Source organism: Rhizobium sp. S96 (assembly GCF_030382195.1).
GTDB lineage: Bacteria > Pseudomonadota > Alphaproteobacteria > Rhizobiales > Rhizobiaceae > Rhizobium.
Genome location: NZ_JAUDRY010000016.1, coordinates 1 through 19,415, shown reverse-complemented (window position 1 = coordinate 19,415; position 19,415 = coordinate 1). Strand labels below are relative to the sequence as shown.

Sequence of the window (19,415 nt, the reverse complement as noted above, 5' to 3'; positions counted from 1 at the left end):
GATTACTCGACGATCGAAGCGACGATGCCGGCGCCGACGGTACGGCCGCCTTCGCGGATAGCGAAGCGCAGCTTTTCTTCCATCGCGATCGGAACGATCAGCTCGACGGCAACGGTGACGTTGTCGCCAGGCATAACCATTTCCGTGCCTTCCGGCAGCGAAACGATACCGGTCACGTCAGTCGTACGGAAGTAGAACTGCGGACGGTAGTTGGTGAAGAACGGCGTATGACGACCGCCTTCTTCCTTCGTCAGGATGTAGGCTTCGGCCATGAACTTCTTGTGCGGCTTGACAGAACCCGGCTTGCACAGGATCTGACCACGCTCAACGCCGTCACGGTTAACACCGCGAACCAGAGCGCCGATGTTGTCGCCAGCCTGGCCCTGATCGAGCAGCTTGCGGAACATTTCAACGCCGGTAACCGTCGTCTTCGAGGTTGCGCGGATGCCGACGATTTCGACTTCTTCGCCAACCTTGACGATACCACGCTCGACGCGGCCGGTCACAACCGTACCACGACCCGAGATCGAGAACACGTCTTCGATCGGCATCAGGAAGGGCTGGTCGATCGGACGCTCAGGCGTCGGGATGTAGGCGTCAACAGCGGCCATCAGCTCGCGGATCGCGTCTTCGCCGATCTTCTTGTCGCTGTCTTCCAGAGCGGCCAGAGCCGAGCCCTTGATGACCGGGATGTCGTCGCCCGGGAAGTCGTAGGACGACAGAAGTTCGCGAACTTCCAGCTCGACGAGCTCGAGAAGCTCGGCGTCGTCAACCTGGTCGACCTTGTTGAGGAACACGACGATCGCCGGAACGCCAACCTGACGAGCCAGCAGGATGTGCTCGCGGGTCTGCGGCATCGGGCCGTCAGCGGCCGAGCAAACCAGGATCGCGCCGTCCATCTGTGCGGCACCGGTGATCATGTTCTTGACGTAGTCGGCGTGGCCGGGGCAGTCAACGTGCGCGTAGTGGCGGTTCGGCGTCTCATACTCAACGTGTGCCGTCGAGATGGTGATGCCGCGTGCCTTTTCTTCCGGAGCAGCGTCGATCTGGTCGTACGCCTTGAACTCGCCGAAGAACTTCGTGATCGCTGCCGTCAGAGACGTCTTGCCGTGGTCAACGTGGCCGATCGTGCCGATGTTAACGTGCGGCTTGTTGCGCTCAAACTTACTCTTTGCCATTGCGGCTCTCCAATTCTGCTAGTCCCCGAGGGGATCTAATTCTTGTTATCGGTCAATTGGTATTCCGGTCACTTCTGACCGGAATACTTTGCCTGGATCTCGTTTGCGACGTTCGACGGGACCGGCGAGTAGTGATCGAAGGTCATCGTGTACTGGGCGCGACCCTGCGACATGGAGCGCAGGTTGTCGACGTACTTGAACATGTTCGCCAGCGGAACGTTGGCGTTGATGACTATTGCGATGCCGCGCTGTTCCTGACCCTGGATCTGACCACGGCGGGAGTTCAGGTCACCGATAACGTCACCGACGTAATCTTCCGGCGTCACGACTTCGACCTTCATCATCGGCTCGAGGAGCTGAGCGCCGGCCTTCTTGGCTGCTTCACGGAAGCAAGCACGCGAAGCGATTTCGAACGCCAGGACGGACGAGTCAACGTCGTGGAAGGCACCGTCAACGAGCGTCGCCTTGACGCCGAGCATCGGGAAGCCAGCCAGCGGACCGGAAGACAGAACGCTTTCGATACCCTTCTGAACGCCCGGGATGTATTCCTTCGGAACAGCACCGCCGACGATCTTGGATTCGAACTTGAAGTCGTCGCCTTCTGGGTTCGGTTCGAAGATGATCTTGACGCGCGCGAACTGACCGGTACCACCGGACTGCTTCTTGTGCGTGTAGTCTTCTTCGTGCTGACGCGTGATGGTTTCGCGGTAGGCAACCTGCGGAGCACCGACGGTTGCTTCAACCTTGAATTCGCGACGCATACGGTCGACGAGAATGTCGAGGTGAAGTTCGCCCATGCCGGCGATGATCGTCTGGCCAGATTCCTGGTCAGTCTTCACGCGGAAGGACGGATCTTCAGCAGCCAGGCGGTTGAGCGCGAGGCCCATCTTTTCCTGGTCGCCCTTGGTCTTCGGCTCGATCGCGATCTGGATGACCGGCTCGGGGAATTCCATGCGCTCGAGGATAACCGGCTTCAGCGGATCGCAGAGCGTATCGCCAGTGGTGGTTTCCTTGAGACCAGCGAGAGCAACGATGTCGCCTGCGAAGGCTTCTTCGATGTCTTCACGCGAGTTCGAGTGCATCTGCAGCATGCGGCCGACGCGCTCGCGCTTGTCCTTGACCGTGTTCATGACAGACGCGCCCTTTTCGAGCTTGCCGGAGTAGATGCGGGCGAAGGTCAGCGAACCGACGAAGGGGTCGTTCATGATCTTGAACGCGAGCATGGAAAGCGGCTCGGCATCATCAGCGTGACGCTCGATTTCGGCTTCCGTCTTGAAGTCGATGCCCTTGATCGCCGGAATGTCGAGCGGCGACGGCAGGTAGTCGACAACTGCGTCGAGCAGAGGCTGAACGCCCTTGTTCTTGAAGGCGGTGCCGCAGAACATCGGGTGGAACTTGACGTCGATCGTGCCGCGACGAACGAGCGCGCGGATCTGGTCGTTGTCAGGCATGGTGCCTTCGAGGTAGGCTTCCATCGCTGCTTCGTCGATCTCGACAACGGTCTCGATCAGCTTTTCGCGATATTCTTCAGCCTTGGCTTTCAGGTCTTCCGGGATTTCAACGACGTCCCACTGAGCGCCGAGCGATTCGTCGCGCCAGATGAGAGCGTTCATCTCGATCAGGTCGACAACGCCCTTGAAGTCGCTTTCAGCGCCGATCGGCAGCTGCATGACAACAGCCGTTGCGCCGAGACGGGTCTTGATCATCTCGACAGAGCGGTAGAAGTCCGCGCCGGTCTTGTCCATCTTGTTGCAGAAGATCATGCGCGGAACGTTGTACTTCTCAGCCTGACGCCAGACGGTTTCCGTCTGCGGCTCTACGCCGGCGTTGGCATCGAGAAGAGCGACAGCACCGTCGAGAACGCGCAGCGAACGTTCGACTTCGATGGTGAAGTCAACGTGGCCGGGGGTGTCGATGATGTTGAAGCGGCGCATCTTGCCGTCACGGCCTTTCCAGAAGGTCGTGGTCGCAGCGGAAGTGATCGTGATGCCACGCTCCTGCTCCTGCTCCATCCAGTCCATCGTGGCCGCGCCATCGTGCACTTCGCCGATCTTGTGCGACTTGCCGGTGTAGTAAAGGATACGCTCGGTCGTCGTCGTCTTGCCGGCGTCGATGTGCGCCATGATACCGAAATTACGGTAGTCTTCGATTTTATATTCGCGAGCCATAATGGACTGCCTTTCGGATCCGTTCGGAATTACCAGCGATAATGCGAGAACGCACGGTTGGCGTCAGCCATCTTGTGCGTGTCTTCGCGCTTCTTGACGGCGCTACCACGGTTGTTGGAAGCATCGAGAAGCTCGCCGGAAAGGCGATCGACCATTGTCGTTTCATTGCGCTTGCGAGCGGCAGTGATCAGCCAGCGGATTGCGAGGGCCTGGCGACGCTCAGGGCGAACATCAACCGGAACCTGGTACGTAGCACCACCAACGCGGCGCGAACGGACTTCGACGTGCGGAGCAATGTTGTCGAGGGCGGCGTGGAAAACAACCAGCGGCTCCTGCTTCGACTTTGCCTGCACGGAATCAAATGCGCCGTAAACAATGCTTTCAGCGACGGACTTCTTGCCGTCAAGCATGATTGCATTCATGAACTTGGTGACGATGAGATCGCCGAACTTCGGGTCCGGGTTGATCTCGCGCTTTTCTGCTCTGTGACGTCTGGACATACTTCTCGTCTCTTAACCGTTAAGGCGCTTTACCACGCGGAGGACCTCACGCAGCGCCGAATTTACAAAAGTCCGAATTACTTCGGACGCTTCGCACCGTACTTCGAACGGCGCTGCTTGCGGTTCTTGACACCCTGGGTATCGAGAACGCCGCGGATGATGTGGTAACGAACACCCGGCAAGTCCTTCACGCGGCCGCCACGGATCATGACGACAGAGTGTTCCTGCAGGTTGTGACCTTCACCAGGAATGTAACCGATGACTTCGAAGCCATTGGTCAGACGGATCTTGGCAACCTTACGGAGAGCCGAGTTCGGCTTCTTCGGGGTCGTGGTGTAGACGCGGGTGCAAACACCACGCTTCTGCGGGTTTTCCTGCAGAGCAGGAACCTTGTTACGCTTTACGTTTGGCTGGCGCGGCTTGCGGATCAGCTGGTTTACGGTAGGCATTCAACCATCCCTTACGTTTAAATCTCAAACCCTTGCGGGCGTAACTCACGCCGTCTCCGGCAAGATCACACGCCTGTCTCAATGCGCAAAACGTGGCCCGATCTGCTTTCACAGATGGACCACAGGAAGCAGAGGACGCAAAGAGATGCGTCATGCGTGCAGGCAACATATCTTCAACGTGCGTTTCGAACCTTGTTTGAGGTGATATCAGGGGCGTGTCGCACCAGATGGCCATGCCTCACATGGGTTCCGATGGCGCGGGTACTACTGGTTTCCCGCTCTCTCGTCAAGGCTGTTAAGAAATAATCTTCGCTGCAACGCCTTGAAACGCGGCCTTTCAGCCCTCTCTTGAGGCTTTTAGACAAATTCGGCGGAAGGCGGCAAGATAAACTTGGGCATTGCAGCGAAAGCAGCTAAGGAATCACAGATTGCAGAGGCCAAGTGCCTGAAAACAGATTCAAATCTCGAATCGAAGGACTGAGAATGATTAATGCCCCCGATAACGACAACAACACCGAAGGCCCGATGGTCTTCATCATCATCGGCAAGGGCTATGAGTCCGATGCCAGCGAGGGTGTCGACCTCCACATCATGCTGAGGGCGGCCGACGACGACAGCGCCGTGCGCGAGGCGCTCAACGCGCTTGCCGAGGAAGGCTTCATCGAGGCCGATCTCGACCAGATCGGCATGCTGACTGAGGTGCCCGAGGAAGAGCCCCACGCTTCGGCCTATCAGGGCGCCGTCGACGGCGAAGTCGCGATCATCCGCTTCAGCTGAGACTATCGATGAAGCCGGATGCGTTGAAGGTGCTGATCTATGCGACCTGCCGCGACCGGCTTCTGGTGTTCGACGAGCCCGACTTTCCCGACGTCCAGTGGCAAGTCCCCGGCGGCACTGTCGAACACGGCGAGGATGTGGCCGAGGCGGCCAGCCGCGAGTTCCACGAGGAAACGGGCCTGACGCCGGGTCCCCTCACCCAACTCGGCACTCATGACTATCGCTTTTCATTGAAGAACGGCGGCACGGTCTTTCACCGCCGTCACTATTTTCATGTCGGTCTCGACAGCAACCAGCCATCGACCTGGCTGCACCGGGAGCTCACTCCCTTCGGCGGCGGCGCGCCCATCCTGTTTCGTTTCTTCTGGATCAGCTTATCCGAGGCGAGAGCGAAGCTCGGCTACGGAATGGCCGAGTGCCTGCCACTGATCGGTTGAGGAGCCTCTGTTCCCTATAGCCGAGACCCCTGCCCCTTAAATCAGCCTGAAACGAAAAACCGCCCGGATTGCTCCGGGCGGTTTTCAATTTGTTGGCACCGACTGCTCGGTCGCCTCCGCTACCGATTACTCGGCAGCCGGGGCGCTTTCGCTTGCGAGGTCCTGAAGCATCGGGGTTGCAACATCTGCACCCGTGCCCTTGCGGCGCTCTTCCAGGATCAGCTCGTCGCGCGAGGTCGCGATACGGCGGATCTGGGTCATGGTGCCACCGGTACCGGCCGGGATGAGGCGGCCAACGATGACGTTTTCCTTCAGGCCCTGCAGGCCATCGGTCTTGCCGGCGATCGCAGCTTCCGTGAGCACCTTCGTCGTTTCCTGGAAGGACGCGGCGGAGATGAAGGACGGCGTCTGCAGCGATGCCTTGGTGATGCCGAGCAGAACCGGATCGCCGTAGGCAGGCTTCTTGCCCTGTTCGATCAGACCGTCGTTAACGTCTTCGAGCTCGATACGGTCGACGTTGTCGCCGACGATATAGGTCGAGTCGCCCGCATCGGTGATTTCCACCTTCTGCAGCATCTGACGAACAATCACTTCGATGTGCTTGTCGTTGATGACAACGCCCTGGAGACGGTAGACTTCCTGGATTTCGTTGACCAGGTACGAAGCCAGAGCCTCGACGCCCTTGATCGCCAGGATGTCGTGCGGAGCCGGGTTACCGTCGAGGATGTAATCACCCTTTTCGATGTAGTCACCTTCCTGAAGGTGGAAGGGCTTGCCCTTCGGGATCAGGTATTCGACAGGCTCGACACCGTCTTCAGCCGGCTCGATGATGACGCGACGCTTGTTCTTGTAGTCGCGGCCGAGGCGGATCGTACCATCGATCTCAGCGATGATGGCGTGGTCCTTCGGACGACGAGCTTCGAACAGTTCGGCGACACGCGGCAGACCACCGGTGATGTCCTTGGTCTTGGCGCTTTCCAGCGGCGAACGTGCAAGCACGTCACCCTGGGAGACCTTCTGACCAGGCTCGACCGACAGGATCGCATCGACCGAAAGCTGGAAGCGCGCATCTGCACCGCGCGGCAGCTTAACAACATTGCCGCTGGCATCGAGGATGACGACTGCCGGCTTGAGGTCCGAACCACGCGGGGTCGAACGCCAGTCGATAACCTGACGCTTGGTGATACCCGTGGACTCGTCGGTCGCTTCGAGAACCGAGAGACCGTCGACGACGTCTTCGAACTGAACGGTACCGGCCACTTCCGTCATCATCGGACGGGTGTAGGGGTCCCACTCTGCCAGACGCTGACCGCGCTTGACCTTGTCGCCTTCGTCGACATGCAGCTTCGAACCGTAGGCAACACGCTGCGAGGAGCGCTCTACACCACGCTCGTCCAGGATCTGGACGGTCATGTTGCGGCCCATCGCGACGAGCACGTTCTCCGAGTTGCGCAAAACGTTGCGGTTCTTCAGCTGGATCGTACCTTCGTATGATGCTTCCAGGAACGACGAGTCAACTACGTTAGCCGTGCCACCAAGGTGGAACGTACGCATGGTGAGCTGCGTGCCCGGCTCGCCGATCGACTGAGCCGCGATAACGCCGACGGCTTCGCCCATGTTGACAGGCGTACCGCGTGCGAGGTCGCGACCGTAGCAGACCGAGCATACGCCCGTCTGCACTTCGCAGGTCAGTGCGGAGCGGATACGGATCGACTGGATGCCAGCCTTTTCGATCTCGATGACATCGGGCTCGAGAATCATCTTGCCGGCGTCGACCAGACGCTCGCCGGTGATCGGATGATCGATATCGTCCAGAGCCGTACGGCCAAGGATACGCGCGCCGAGCGACGCGACGACCTGACCAGCATCGACGATGGCAGTCATCGTAAGACCGGTGTCGGTGCCGCAATCGACCATGTTGACGATGCAATCCTGCGCGACGTCGACGAGACGACGGGTCAGGTAACCCGAGTTCGCCGTCTTCAGAGCGGTGTCTGCGAGACCCTTACGGGCACCGTGGGTCGAGTTGAAGTACTCGTTAACGGTCAGACCTTCCTTGAAGTTCGACGTGATCGGGGTCTCGATGATTTCACCCGACGGCTTGGCCATCAGGCCGCGCATGCCGCCCAGCTGGCGCATCTGGTTCGGAGAACCACGCGCACCCGAGTGCGACATCATGTAGATGGCGTTCATCGGCTTCTGGCGACCCGTGTTCGGATCGAACTCGACGGCCTTAATGCGGGCCATCATGTCTTCGGCGACCTTTTCGGTTGCCTTGCCCCAGGCGTCAACGACCTTGTTGTACTTCTCGCCCTGAGTGATCAGGCCGTCGTTGTACTGCTGCTCGTATTCCTTGACGAGGTTTTCGGTGTCGCCAACGATCTTCGCCTTGGTTTCCGGAATGATCATGTCGTCCTTGCCGAACGAAATGCCGGCGCGGCAGGCATGCGTGAAGCCGAGCTGCATGATGCGGTCGCAGAAGATGACCGTGTCCTTCTGGCCGCAATGACGGTAGACCGTGTCGATCATCTTGGAGATGTTCTTCTTGGTCATTTCCTGGTTGCAGATGTCGAAGGTCACCTTGCCGTTCTTCGGCAGGAGTTCGCCGATGAGCAGACGGCCAGGGGTCGTTTCATAGATCTTCGAGTAGGGCTTGCCATCCTCGTCGATCGACTTGAAGCGGCCGCGGATCTTGGAGTGCAGCGTCACGACCTTGGTTTCAAGCGCGTGATGCAGTTCGCCGAGATCGGAGAAGGCCATGCCTTCGCCCGGTTCGTTCTGGTTCATGATCGCGAGGTAGTACAGACCGAGAACCATGTCCTGCGACGGAACGATGATCGGTGCACCGTTTGCAGGGTGCAGGATGTTGTTCGTCGACATCATCAGGACGCGGGCTTCGAGCTGCGCTTCGAGCGACAGCGGCACGTGAACGGCCATCTGGTCACCGTCGAAGTCGGCGTTGAAGGCCGTGCAGACGAGCGGGTGCAGCTGGATGGCCTTGCCTTCAACCAGGATCGGTTCGAAGGCCTGAATGCCCAGGCGGTGCAGCGTCGGTGCGCGGTTCAGCAGAACCGGATGCTCGCGGATGACCTCGTCGAGGATATCCCAGACTTCCGGCTTTTCCTTTTCGACCAGCTTCTTTGCCTGCTTGACGGTCGAGGAGTAACCCTTGGCGTCGAGGCGGGCGTAGATGAACGGCTTGAACAGTTCGAGCGCCATCTTCTTCGGCAGGCCGCACTGGTGCAGCTTCAGTTCCGGACCGGTCACGATGACCGAACGGCCGGAATAGTCGACGCGCTTGCCGAGCAGGTTCTGACGGAAGCGGCCCTGCTTGCCCTTGAGCATGTCGGACAGCGACTTCAGCGGGCGCTTGTTGGCGCCGGTGATGACGCGGCCACGGCGGCCGTTGTCGAACAGCGCGTCTACAGATTCCTGCAGCATGCGCTTTTCGTTGCGGATGATGATGCCAGGAGCGCGCAGTTCGATCAGGCGCTTCAGACGGTTGTTACGGTTGATGACGCGGCGGTACAGGTCGTTCAGGTCGGACGTCGCGAAACGGCCGCCATCGAGCGGAACCAGCGGGCGCAGGTCCGGCGGGATGACCGGGACGACCTTCATGATCATCCATTCCGGGCGGTTGCCGGACTCCATGAAGTTCTCGACGATCTTCAGGCGCTTCATCAGCTTCTTCTGCTTGAGATCCGACGTGGTATCGGCCAGATCCGAGCGCAGGTCGCCCGCGATCTTCTCAAGGTTCATCGATGCCAGCATTTCGAAGATGGCTTCAGCGCCGATCATGGCGGTGAACTGATCTTCGCCGTACTCATCGACGGCCAGCATGTATTCTTCTTCCGTCAGGAGCTGGTGCTCCTTGAGCGCGGTGAGGCCCGGCTCGGTGACGATGTAGTGTTCGAAGTAGAGAACGCGCTCTACATCCTTCAGCGTCATGTCGAGCAGCGTCGAAATGCGCGAAGGAAGCGACTTCAGGAACCAGATGTGGGCAACGGGAGCGGCGAGCTCGATGTGGCCCATGCGCTCACGGCGAACGCGCGACAGCGTAACTTCCACGCCGCACTTTTCGCAGATGATGCCCTTGTACTTCATGCGCTTGTACTTGCCGCACAAGCATTCGTAGTCCTTGATCGGTCCGAAGATGCGGGCGCAGAACAGACCATCGCGTTCAGGCTTGAACGTACGATAGTTGATCGTTTCCGGCTTCTTGATCTCACCATAAGACCAGGAGAGAATCTTCTCCGGAGACGCAATCGAGATCCGGATGGAATCGAAATTCTGCGCAGGCACCTGCGGATTGAAAAGATTCATGACCTCTTGGTTCATGCCTGTCTCCTTCATGGGCTGAAAGCCCTCAAACTGCGATGGTCAGCGGCAAATCCCGGGCGCCGCGCCATCGCGAAAAAACGACAATAACCGCAGAATGCGGCGAAATCGTCCCTTCCCGGCCAACACGTTACGGGGCCAGAGCTGGGACGGTGCGCGCTGCAGGACAGCGCGCACCCTATCAGGTGGTTACTCGGCGGCGTCCGGCAGCTGGCCGGTCTGCTGCTCGTCAACCTTCGAGTTCTCGAGCTCGACGGAAAGACCCAGCGAGCGCATTTCCTTGACGAGAACGTTGAAGCTTTCGGGAATACCCGCTTCGAACGTGTCGTCGCCGCGGACGATGGCTTCGTAGACCTTGGTACGGCCGGCGACGTCGTCGGACTTGACGGTGAGCATTTCCTGCAGCGTGTAAGCCGCACCGTATGCTTCCAGAGCCCAGACTTCCATTTCCCCGAAGCGCTGACCGCCGAACTGCGCCTTGCCGCCCAGCGGCTGCTGGGTAACGAGCGAGTAAGGACCGATCGAACGAGCGTGGATCTTGTCGTCGACAAGGTGGTTCAGCTTGATCATGTACATGTAGCCGACGGTGACCTTGCGGTCGAAGGGCTCGCCAGTACGGCCGTCGTACAGAACCGACTGACCGGACTCGTGCAGACCTGCCTTCTTCAGCATCGAGGCAACGTCAGGCTCATGCGCACCGTCGAAGACCGGCGTTGCGATCGAGACACCACGGCGGGACTGTTCGGCCAGCTTGACGAGCGAATCGTCGTCGAAGTTGGCGACTTCGTCCTTGGCCTGCGACGCATAGACTTCCGTCAGTTCCGTCTTCAGGTCGGTGATGTCCATCGTCTTGCGGTATTCGTCGAGCAGTTCGCCGATCTTCTTACCCATACCGGCGCAAGCCCAGGCAAGGTGGGTTTCGAGGATCTGGCCGACGTTCATGCGCGAAGGCACGCCCAGCGGGTTCAAGCAGATGTCGACATGAGTACCGTCTTCGAGGAACGGCATGTCTTCGACAGGCACGATACGCGAGACAACGCCCTTGTTACCGTGACGGCCGGCCATCTTGTCGCCGGGCTGGATCTTGCGCTTCACAGCGACGAAGACCTTGACCATCTTCATGACGCCAGGAGGCATTTCGTCGCCGCGCTGGACCTTCTCGACCTTGTCCATGAAACGCTGTTCAAGGCGCGACTTGGATTCGTCGTACTGGCCACGCAGAGCTTCGAGCTCGGACTGAACCTTCTCGTCCTCGACGGCGAACATCCACCACTGCGAGCGGGGATATTCGGAGACGACGGCGTTTGCCAGCTCGGTGCCCTTCTTGAAGCCCTTCGGGCCCGCGATGGCAACCTGGCCGCGCAGCATGTCGATCAGACGGCCGTAGACGTTACGGTCGAGGATCGCCTGCTCGTCGTCGCGGTCCTTTGCAAGACGCTCGATCTCTTCGCGCTCGATAGCCATCGCGCGCTCGTCCTTTTCAACGCCGTGGCGGTTGAAAACGCGAACTTCGACGATGGTGCCGTAGGTGCCCGGAGGCATGCGCATGGAGGTGTCGCGAACGTCGGACGCCTTTTCGCCGAAGATGGCGCGCAGAAGCTTTTCTTCCGGCGTCATCGGGCTTTCGCCCTTCGGCGTGATCTTGCCGACGAGGATGTCGCCCGGCTGAACTTCGGCACCGATGTAGACGATACCGGCTTCGTCGAGGTTCTTCAGCGCTTCTTCCGAAACGTTCGGAATGTCGCGCGTGATTTCTTCCGGACCAAGCTTGGTGTCACGGGCCATCACTTCGAATTCTTCGATGTGGATGGAGGTGAACACGTCGTCAGCGACGATGCGTTCCGACATCAGGATCGAGTCTTCGTAGTTGTAACCGTTCCACGGCATGAACGCGACGAGCGCGTTGCGGCCGAGTGCCAGGTCGCCCAGGTCCGTCGACGGGCCGTCAGCGAGGATGTCGCCGCGGTTGATGACGTCACCAACGGTGACCAGCGGACGCTGGTTGACGCAGGTGTTCTGGTTCGAACGCTGGAACTTCTGCAGGCGGTAGATGTCAACGCCGGACTTGCCGGCATCAAGGTCTTCCGTCGCACGGATAACGATACGCGTCGCGTCGACCTGGTCGACCACGCCGCTACGACGGGCGCCGATGGCAGCACCGGAGTCGCGGGCAACGATCGGCTCCATGCCGGTGCCGACGAACGGAGCTTCAGCGCGCAGCAGCGGAACGGCCTGACGCTGCATGTTCGAGCCCATGAGAGCGCGGTTGGCGTCGTCGTTTTCCAGGAACGGGATGAGAGCCGCAGCAACCGAAACGACCTGCTTCGGCGAAACGTCCATCAGGTTCATGCTGTCGCGCGGAGCGAGCATAACTTCGCCGGCGTGACGGCAAACGACGAATTCGTCGGTGAACGAACCGTCAGCGCCAAGTTCGGCGTTGGCCTGCGCGACGTAGTACTTCGCCTCTTCCATAGCGGAGAGATAAAGAACGTCGTTCGTCACCTTGCCGTCGACGATGCGGCGGTACGGCGATTCAATGAAGCCGTACTTGTTGACGCGTGCGAAGGTCGCAAGGCTGTTGATCAGACCGATGTTCGGGCCTTCCGGCGTTTCGATCGGGCAAATACGGCCGTAGTGGGTCGGATGAACGTCGCGGACTTCGAAGCCTGCGCGCTCGCGGGTCAGACCACCCGGGCCAAGTGCCGAAAGACGGCGCTTGTGGGTGATTTCCGAAAGCGGGTTCACCTGGTCCATGAACTGCGACAGCTGCGAGGAGCCGAAGAATTCGCGAACCGCGGCAGCTGCCGGCTTCGCGTTGATCAGGTCCTGCGGCATGACCGTGTCGATTTCGATCGAGGACATACGTTCCTTGATCGCACGCTCCATGCGGAGCAGGCCGAGACGGTACTGGTTTTCCATCAGTTCGCCGACGGAGCGAACACGACGGTTGCCGAGGTTGTCGATGTCGTCGATTTCACCCTTACCGTCACGCAGTTCGACGAGCATCTTGACCACGGCCAGGATGTCGTCCTTGCGCAGGATACGGACAGTGTCTTCGACGTCGAGATCGAGACGCATGTTCATCTTCACGCGGCCCACGGCGGAGAGATCGTAGCGCTCCGCATCGAAGAACAGCGAGTTGAACATGGCTTCGGCCGAGTCCATGGTCGGCGGCTCACCCGGACGCATGACGCGGTAGATGTCGAACAGAGCGTCCTGACGGTTCTCGTTCTTGTCGGCGTTCAGCGTGTTGCGGATATAGGCACCGACGTTGATGTGGTCGATACCGAGAACCGGGATCTCATCGAAGCCGTGAGAAAGAATGATCGGCAGCGTCTTTTCGTCGATTTCGTCGCCGGCCTCGAGGTAGATTTCACCCGTCGAGTAGTTGACGATGTCTTCGGCGAGGAAGTTGCCGTACAGGTCTTCGTCGGTCGCCTTCAGAGCCTTGAGGCCCTTTTCGGACAGCGTGCGCAGCAGACGCGGGGTCAGCTTCTTACCGCCCTCGACCACGACTTCGCCGGTGTCGGCGTCGATCATGTCGGTGATGGTCTTCGCACCCTTGAGGGTCTCAGGGGTGAACGGAATACGCCAGCCCTTGCCGTCACGCGAGTAGTTCGACTTCGTGTAGAAGGTCGACAGGATTTCTTCGCCATCCATGCCGAGCGCCATCAGCAGCGACGTCACCGGCAGCTTGCGGCGGCGGTCGATACGGGCGTAGACGATGTCCTTGGCGTCGAATTCGATATCGAGCCAGGAACCGCGATACGGGATGACGCGAGCAGCGAAGAGCAGCTTGCCGGACGAGTGGCTCTTGCCCTTATCGTGGTCGAAGAAGACGCCCGGCGAACGGTGCATCTGAGACACGATAACGCGCTCGGTGCCGTTCACGATGAACGTACCGTTGTTGGTCATGAGCGGCATGTCGCCCATGTAAACCGACTGTTCCTTGATGTCCTTGATGGACTTCGCGCCCGTATCCTCATCGATATCGAACACGATCAGGCGAAGCGTAACCTTCAGCGGTGCGGCGTAGGTCAGGTCGCGCTGGCGGCATTCATCGACGTCGAACTTCGGCGGCTCGAATTCGTAGGATACGAATTCCAGCATGGAAGCGCCGGAGAAATCGGTGATCGGGAAAACCGACTTGAAAACGGACTGAAGGCCCTCATCAGGGCGACCGCCCTTGGGCTCTTCAACCATCAGGAATTGATCATACGATGCCTTTTGAACCTCGATGAGGTTCGGCATTTCTGCGACTTCTGGGATCTTACCGAAAAACTTGCGTACGCGCCTACGACCATTGAACGAAAGGGTCTGAGCCATCGTCGCTCCTTCAAAATTGCATCCGGGCCTGCAACGGACGGGAACCGATGGCCAGTCGACCCCGTCAACCAATGTGTACTTCAATCTCGTCTCACTTCCCGAAATACGAGGCCGGATTGCCTTCGCGTCTCGGTTCGAGACCATCCTCTTGAAGAACCCATTACCCAAAAGCCGTTTTCACGCGGCTTTTGGGTAATTCGTTCCGGAAAACGGCAAATGGGAGGCCGGAAATCCAGCCTCCCAGATGCAGTTCAAGATTACTTAACGTCGACCTTAGCGCCGGCGTCTTCAAGCTTCTTCTTGATGTCAGCGGCTTCAGCCTTGGAAACGGCTTCCTTGACAGCCTTCGGAGCGCCTTCGACGAGGTCCTTGGCTTCCTTGAGGCCGAGGCCGGTGATGCCACGAACTTCCTTGATGACGTTGATCTTGTTCGCGCCAGCATCCGTGAGGATGACGTCGAACTCGGTCTTTTCTTCTTCAACGACAGCAGCAGCAGCAGCGCCGCCAGCAGCAGCAACAGCTACCGGAGCAGCAGCGGATACGCCCCACTTTTCTTCGAGAAGCTTGGACAGTTCTGCGGCTTCCAGAACGGTCAGCGCGGAGAGGTCTTCAACGATCTTTACGAGATCAGCCATGTTACTAGTTCCTTTTGTTCGGTTCGAACCGGTTGTTTATAAACAGCAAAAAACCGCCTTATGCGGCTTCGTCCTTCTTGGCGTAAGCCGAAAACACGCGAGCAAGCTGGCTTGCCGGTGCTGCAACAACGCCTGCGATGCGGGTAGCCGGAGTCTGGATCATGCCCAGCAGCTTCGCGCGCAGTTCGTCCAACGAAGGCAGGGTCGCGAGCGACTTGACTGCATCAGCGTTGAGCGTCGTTGTTCCCATGGCGCCGCCCAAAACAACGATCTTATCGTTGGTCTTGGCGAAATCCACGACGACTTTCGGAGCGGTGATCGGGTCATTGCTGTATGCAATGAGCGTCTGACCGGTGAAGAGACCAGAGATCCCTTCCGCTTCCGTACCCTGAAGGGCGATTTTGGCCAGGCGGTTCTTCGCGACTTTGACGGTACCGCCAGCTGCGCGCATCTTGGAACGGAAGTCGTTCATCTGCGCGACTGTAGCACCAGCATAGTGGGCCACGACAACCGAGCCCGAAGCCTTGAAGACTTCGTTCAGTTCCGTGACGAATTCGCGTTTTTCCGCTCTTTCCACTGCCTATCTCCAGTAGATGAGACCGTGACCGGCCCCATCGGGTTGCCTTTGCCTCCTGAGATCACGAATGATCCCAAGCGACGCTTGAGGATCCTGTCCCCTCGCGCTCCGCGCCAGAAAGGCTAAGAGGCACAAGGCATCCAAGGCTCGAACCAAATCGATCGAAGCAAAGCTTCATGCAATTCGGGTCTTACCCGTCTCATGCAGGCCAAGTGATTAAGGGAAAACCACCTGCAATCTCGGACAGGATTCCGGATTTCTCCGGAATATTCCGGCCCCTTGCGAGGCCGGAATTCGTGAACCGGACCGAAGCCCGGCGAAACTTAATTAAGCAGCCGTGACCGACGACGGGTCGATCTTGACGCCCGGGCCCATGGTCGAAGAGATCGCTACGCGCTTGACGTAGTTACCCTTGGCGCCAGCCGGCTTTGCCTTGATGACGGCGTCAGCGAAAGCCTTGATGTTTTCTTCAAGAGCCTTCGCGTCGAACGAAGCCTTGCCGATGCCGGCGTGGACGATACCAGCCTTCTCGACGCGGAACTCGACAGCGCCGCCCTTGGAAGCCTTAACGGCACCAGCGACGTCCATCGTAACCGTACCAACCTTCGGGTTCGGCATCATGCCACGCGGGCCGAGAACCTTACCGAGGCGACCGACGAGCGGCATCATGTCAGGCGTTGCGATGCAACGATCGAAGTCGATCTTGCCGCCCTGAACGATCTCGACGAGATCTTCAGCGCCGACAACGTCTGCACCAGCAGCCTTGGCTTCGTCAGCCTTGGCGCCACGTGCGAAGACAGCAACGCGAACGTCGCGGCCGGTGCCGTTCGGCAGGTTGACAACGCCGCGAACCATCTGGTCAGCGTGGCGCGGGTCAACACCCAGGTTCATCGATACTTCGACGGTTTCGTCGAACTTGGCGATAGCCCGTTCCTTGACCATGCCGATGGCGAGGTTCAGAGCGTAGAGCTTCGTGGGATCAACACCTTCGTTGATCTTCTTAGTGCGCTTGCCAGCCATGGTCTTATCCTACCACTTCCAGGCCCATGGCGCGGGCAGAGCCCTCGATCATCGCCATTGCACCTTCGATATCCGCTGCATTCAGATCCTTCATCTTGGCTTCGGCGATCGACTTGATCTGAGCCTTGGTGAGCTTGCCGGCGGTAGCGCCCTTGCCAGGCGTCTTCGAACCGGACGTGATCTTCGCTTCCTTCTTCAGCCAGTAGCTGACCGGAGGCTGCTTCATCGCGAAGGTGAAGGACTTGTCCTGGTAATAGGTGATGACGACCGGGATCGGCATACCCTTTTCCATTTCCTGCGTAGCGGCGTTGAACGCCTTGCAGAATTCCATGATGTTAATGCCACGCTGACCAAGCGCCGGGCCGATTGGCGGGGACGGGTTTGCCGATCCTGCCTTGACCTGAAGCTTGAGCTGGCCTGCAACTTTCTTAGCCATATCTCTCTGCCTTTCATTGGCGACCGATTTCCCGGTCATTCATGCCGGATCTCTCCGGCGGCTGCGGTTGCGTGGTGCGGATCAAAGGCCCGGCTAAGACCCCTCACCTTCCACGCGGGTAGCGGCAACGCCCGCTCGAGGACCGGCCAAACCGATCCCCATTCGAAAAAAACTCAGACCTTCTCGACCTGGGCGTATTCCAGTTCGACCGGCGTCGCGCGACCAAAGATCGACACTTCCACCTTCAGGCGCGAACGCTCTTCATCGACATCCTGAACCGTGCCGTTGAACGACGCGAACGGACCATCGGAAACGCGAACCTGCTCGCCAATCTCGAACGTAACCGAAGACTTCGGACGTTCGACACCTTCCTGAACCTGACCGAGGATGCGCTCGGCTTCATAATCAGGAATCGGAACAGGCTTATTGTCGGAACCGAGAAAGCCCGTAACCTTCGGCGTGTTCTTGATCAGGTGGTAGGCTTCGTCCGTCAGGTTAGCGCGAACGAGAACATAGCCCGGGAAGAACTTGCGCTCGGAATCGACCTTACGGCCGCGGCGCACTTCAACCACCTTTTCAGTCGGAACGAGAATCTTCTCGAACAAATGCTCAAGCCCCTTCTGGCGAGCCTTGTTCTCGATGTCTTCTGCGACCTTCTTCTCAAAATTCGAATACGCGTGGACGATATACCAACGTGCCGCCATCTTAAATCTCCACCCGATCAGTTGCCGACGTTGAGCACGAAGCTCAGCAACCAGCCAATAAGCTGGTCAGCCGCAAAGAAGAACAACGCAGCGAATACCACCATCACAAGCACCATGACCGTGGAGATCATCGTCTCGCGGCGCGACGGCCAGGTAACTTTCGCCGTCTCCGAGCGGACCTGACGCAGAAACGTAAACGGATTAGATTTGGATGCCATCGACTGCCCACGCAATTACGGCGCGTAAAGCTGAACATATCAGCCCCACGCACCGCGTGTCTGTTGAACCCTACATAAACACCGATTCCACTTTAGACAAGAGGGGAAACCGATGTTTAACGAATTTGCCATGTGTAGCCTCCCCAAACAGAACGCTGCAGATAACCGCGCTGTCCGCTTAGAAAAGATGGCAGGGGCAGAGGGGCTCGAACCCCCGACCTGCGGTTTTGGAGACCGCCGCTCTACCAGCTGAGCTATACCCCTTCATGCTTTTCATTCAGCCTCTTGGCCCAAGGACCTCAAAGCGCTTGTGAAAGCATGGCGCACCCTTTAAGGCCGCTCCGCGGAATTGGCAAGAGCGTTTTGTGATTTTTCCGGCACTGCGGCGAACTCATACAGTGCAATCAGACCTTCACGTACTTGCGCCAGTCATGTTCCTCCTTGAAACCAAGCACTTCGCGGATCTTCCGGTTAGAGAGAAGCCCTTCATATTCGCCGATCTCGCGCGTGAACGGTACATTCGGGAAGTAGCGTTCGGCCAGCTCCCGAGACGGCGTATTGGCCGAGACGGTGTCGTTCGCGGCATTGAAGACCTGATAGCCCATTCCGTCCTTTTCGATGCACAGATGGCAGATCTGGCCGAGGTCGCGTGCGTCGATGTAGCTCCAGGCAATGCGCTTGCGCATCTCGGGATTGGCAAAGAATGTCGGGAACTTCTCGTATTCGTGCGGCTCGATGACGTTACCGATTCGCAGCGCATAAATGTCGAAGCCCGAGCGCTCGGCAAAGGCGCGTGCGGTCTTTTCGTTGACGACCTTTGACAGGCCATAGGAGTCCATCGGGTTGACGTCGTAGTCTTCCTCCAGCGGGAACTGATGGAAGTCGCGACGCCCTTCGGCAAAGCAGATCCCGTAGGTCGTCTCGCTGGAGGCGACGATGATCTTCCTTATGCCCAGCTTCACGGCCGCTTCGATGACGTTGTACGTCCCCATCGTGTTGATGCGGAAGGTCTCGTTATCAGGCTTGATCAGAATGCGGGGAATCGCCGCGAAATGCACGATGGCGTCGAAAGGCTGCACACCCCTGCCCGCTTCCAGATCAGGGAAATCACGGTGCATGGAGAGCGCATTGAAGACCTGCCCGCTATCGGTGATGTCGACGATCAGGTTGGTAACGCCGGGGCTGTCCAGCGGCACCAGATCGAGGTTGTGCACCTCGTAGCCGGCATTGACCAGCCACGGCACAGCATGCCGCCCCGCCTTGCCCGAGCCGCCGGTAAACAGAATACGCTTCTTCATGAAATATCCTCCGCCTCATGAGACCGCGGGGATAGATAAAGGCTTTGCCGTGGAGCGCAAGTGAGGACGACGCTGCCGTATCACAAAGAAAAGGCCCCGCCGTCGCCGGCAGGGCCTTTCCTAATTCAAGATAATCCTAGGATTACTCGACGATCGAAGCGACAGCCGGCGCCGCGTGCAAATCGCGCTTGCGCGCCATTTGCACATCTTATGCCTGCCGTCGGCAAGCTTGCGCCATCGTCGGCTCGCCGATTACTCGACGATCGAAGCGACGATGCCGGCGCCGACGGTACGGCCGCCTTCGCGGATAGCGAAGCGCAGCTTTTCTTCCATCGCGATCGGAACGATCAGCTC

At 58.9% G+C, this 19,415-nt stretch carries 16 protein-coding genes and 1 tRNA gene; 2 read left to right on the top strand and 15 right to left on the bottom strand.

Annotated elements, in window-relative coordinates; all coding sequences use genetic code 11:
- Window positions 1-2 precede the first annotated feature (2 nt).
- The 4 genes from tuf to rpsL form a co-directional block, all read right to left on the bottom strand.
- Entirely contained in the window at window positions 3-1,178 is a 1,176-nt protein-coding gene (gene tuf / locus QTL94_RS19080; protein WP_289722745.1) for an elongation factor Tu, read from the bottom strand.
- 68 nt (window positions 1,179-1,246) lie between these two features.
- Entirely contained in the window at window positions 1,247-3,346 is a 2,100-nt protein-coding gene (gene fusA, locus QTL94_RS19075; RefSeq protein WP_289802884.1) for an elongation factor G, read from the bottom strand.
- Window positions 3,347-3,375: 29 nt separating this feature from the next.
- Window positions 3,376-3,846, bottom strand: a complete 471-nt coding sequence (rpsG, locus tag QTL94_RS19070; RefSeq protein WP_065690139.1) for a 30S ribosomal protein S7 — start codon at window positions 3,844-3,846, stop codon at window positions 3,376-3,378.
- A gap of 77 nt (window positions 3,847-3,923) precedes the next feature.
- The gene (gene rpsL / locus QTL94_RS19065) at window positions 3,924-4,295 is read right to left on the bottom strand and encodes a 30S ribosomal protein S12 (protein ID WP_018902683.1); all 372 of its coding nucleotides are present in this window, start codon (window positions 4,293-4,295) and stop codon (window positions 3,924-3,926) included.
- A gap of 483 nt (window positions 4,296-4,778) precedes the next feature.
- Between rpsL and QTL94_RS19060 the strand changes: the two genes are divergently transcribed.
- The gene (locus tag QTL94_RS19060) at window positions 4,779-5,072 is read left to right on the top strand and encodes a transcriptional regulator (RefSeq protein ID WP_065690138.1); all 294 of its coding nucleotides are present in this window, start codon (window positions 4,779-4,781) and stop codon (window positions 5,070-5,072) included.
- Between the two features lie 8 nt (window positions 5,073-5,080).
- The gene (locus QTL94_RS19055) at window positions 5,081-5,509 is read left to right on the top strand and encodes an NUDIX hydrolase (protein ID WP_289802883.1); all 429 of its coding nucleotides are present in this window, start codon (window positions 5,081-5,083) and stop codon (window positions 5,507-5,509) included.
- Between the two features lie 126 nt (window positions 5,510-5,635).
- On the opposite strand, the gene rpoC is transcribed toward QTL94_RS19055, so the two are convergent.
- The 11 genes from rpoC to QTL94_RS19000 all read right to left on the bottom strand — a co-directional run.
- A complete protein-coding gene (rpoC, locus tag QTL94_RS19050) occupies window positions 5,636-9,847 on the bottom strand; it encodes a DNA-directed RNA polymerase subunit beta' (protein ID WP_289802882.1) in 4,212 nt (1,403 codons plus the stop codon).
- A gap of 189 nt (window positions 9,848-10,036) precedes the next feature.
- Window positions 10,037-14,173 carry a DNA-directed RNA polymerase subunit beta gene (gene rpoB, locus QTL94_RS19045; protein ID WP_065690134.1) on the bottom strand — a complete coding sequence of 1,379 codons (4,137 nt, stop codon included), beginning with the start codon at window positions 14,171-14,173 and terminating at the stop codon, window positions 10,037-10,039.
- A gap of 257 nt (window positions 14,174-14,430) precedes the next feature.
- The gene (gene rplL, locus QTL94_RS19040) at window positions 14,431-14,808 is read right to left on the bottom strand and encodes a 50S ribosomal protein L7/L12 (RefSeq protein WP_065690133.1); all 378 of its coding nucleotides are present in this window, start codon (window positions 14,806-14,808) and stop codon (window positions 14,431-14,433) included.
- Window positions 14,809-14,866: 58 nt separating this feature from the next.
- Complete coding sequence (gene rplJ, locus QTL94_RS19035; RefSeq protein ID WP_016553543.1) at window positions 14,867-15,385, bottom strand: 50S ribosomal protein L10; 519 nt, start codon at window positions 15,383-15,385, stop codon at window positions 14,867-14,869.
- Between the two features lie 327 nt (window positions 15,386-15,712).
- A complete protein-coding gene (gene rplA / locus QTL94_RS19030; RefSeq protein ID WP_289802881.1) occupies window positions 15,713-16,405 on the bottom strand; it encodes a 50S ribosomal protein L1 in 693 nt (230 codons plus the stop codon).
- Window positions 16,406-16,409: 4 nt separating this feature from the next.
- Window positions 16,410-16,841, bottom strand: coding sequence for a 50S ribosomal protein L11 (gene rplK, locus QTL94_RS19025; protein ID WP_024318430.1), 432 nt, complete (start codon window positions 16,839-16,841; stop codon window positions 16,410-16,412).
- Between the two features lie 173 nt (window positions 16,842-17,014).
- Window positions 17,015-17,545 carry a transcription termination/antitermination protein NusG gene (gene nusG, locus QTL94_RS19020; RefSeq protein ID WP_065690131.1) on the bottom strand — a complete coding sequence of 177 codons (531 nt, stop codon included), beginning with the start codon at window positions 17,543-17,545 and terminating at the stop codon, window positions 17,015-17,017.
- A 17-nt stretch (window positions 17,546-17,562) separates the two neighbouring features.
- Window positions 17,563-17,763: a preprotein translocase subunit SecE gene (gene secE, locus QTL94_RS19015; RefSeq protein ID WP_065690130.1), complete on the bottom strand. Its 201-nt coding sequence runs from the start codon at window positions 17,761-17,763 to the stop codon at window positions 17,563-17,565.
- A 188-nt stretch (window positions 17,764-17,951) separates the two neighbouring features.
- Window positions 17,952-18,027, bottom strand: a tRNA-Trp gene (locus tag QTL94_RS19010).
- Between the two features lie 140 nt (window positions 18,028-18,167).
- On the bottom strand, window positions 18,168-19,061 hold the full coding sequence (locus tag QTL94_RS19005; protein WP_289802880.1) for an NAD-dependent epimerase/dehydratase family protein: 894 nt from the start codon (window positions 19,059-19,061) through the stop codon (window positions 18,168-18,170).
- Between the two features lie 252 nt (window positions 19,062-19,313).
- Window positions 19,314-19,415: EF-Tu C-terminal domain-related protein (locus tag QTL94_RS19000; protein ID WP_131589482.1), on the bottom strand; the 102-nt coding region annotated here is incomplete at its 5' end.

Coding starts and splice junctions, on each gene's coding strand:
- tuf (WP_289722745.1), bottom strand. CDS start 1,178: ATGGCAAAGAGTAAGTTTGAGCGCAACAAGCCGCACGTTAACATCGGC.
- fusA (WP_289802884.1), bottom strand. CDS start 3,346: ATGGCTCGCGAATATAAAATCGAAGACTACCGTAATTTCGGTATCATG.
- rpsG (WP_065690139.1), bottom strand. CDS start 3,846: ATGTCCAGACGTCACAGAGCAGAAAAGCGCGAGATCAACCCGGACCCG.
- rpsL (WP_018902683.1), bottom strand. CDS start 4,295: ATGCCTACCGTAAACCAGCTGATCCGCAAGCCGCGCCAGCCAAACGTA.
- QTL94_RS19060 (WP_065690138.1), top strand. CDS start 4,779: ATGATTAATGCCCCCGATAACGACAACAACACCGAAGGCCCGATGGTC.
- QTL94_RS19055 (WP_289802883.1), top strand. CDS start 5,081: ATGAAGCCGGATGCGTTGAAGGTGCTGATCTATGCGACCTGCCGCGAC.
- rpoC (WP_289802882.1), bottom strand. CDS start 9,847: ATGAACCAAGAGGTCATGAATCTTTTCAATCCGCAGGTGCCTGCGCAG.
- rpoB (WP_065690134.1), bottom strand. CDS start 14,173: ATGGCTCAGACCCTTTCGTTCAATGGTCGTAGGCGCGTACGCAAGTTT.
- rplL (WP_065690133.1), bottom strand. CDS start 14,808: ATGGCTGATCTCGTAAAGATCGTTGAAGACCTCTCCGCGCTGACCGTT.
- rplA (WP_289802881.1), bottom strand. CDS start 16,405: ATGGCTGGCAAGCGCACTAAGAAGATCAACGAAGGTGTTGATCCCACG.
- rplK (WP_024318430.1), bottom strand. CDS start 16,841: ATGGCTAAGAAAGTTGCAGGCCAGCTCAAGCTTCAGGTCAAGGCAGGA.
- nusG (WP_065690131.1), bottom strand. CDS start 17,545: ATGGCGGCACGTTGGTATATCGTCCACGCGTATTCGAATTTTGAGAAG.
- secE (WP_065690130.1), bottom strand. CDS start 17,763: ATGGCATCCAAATCTAATCCGTTTACGTTTCTGCGTCAGGTCCGCTCG.
- QTL94_RS19005 (WP_289802880.1), bottom strand. CDS start 19,061: ATGAAGAAGCGTATTCTGTTTACCGGCGGCTCGGGCAAGGCGGGGCGG.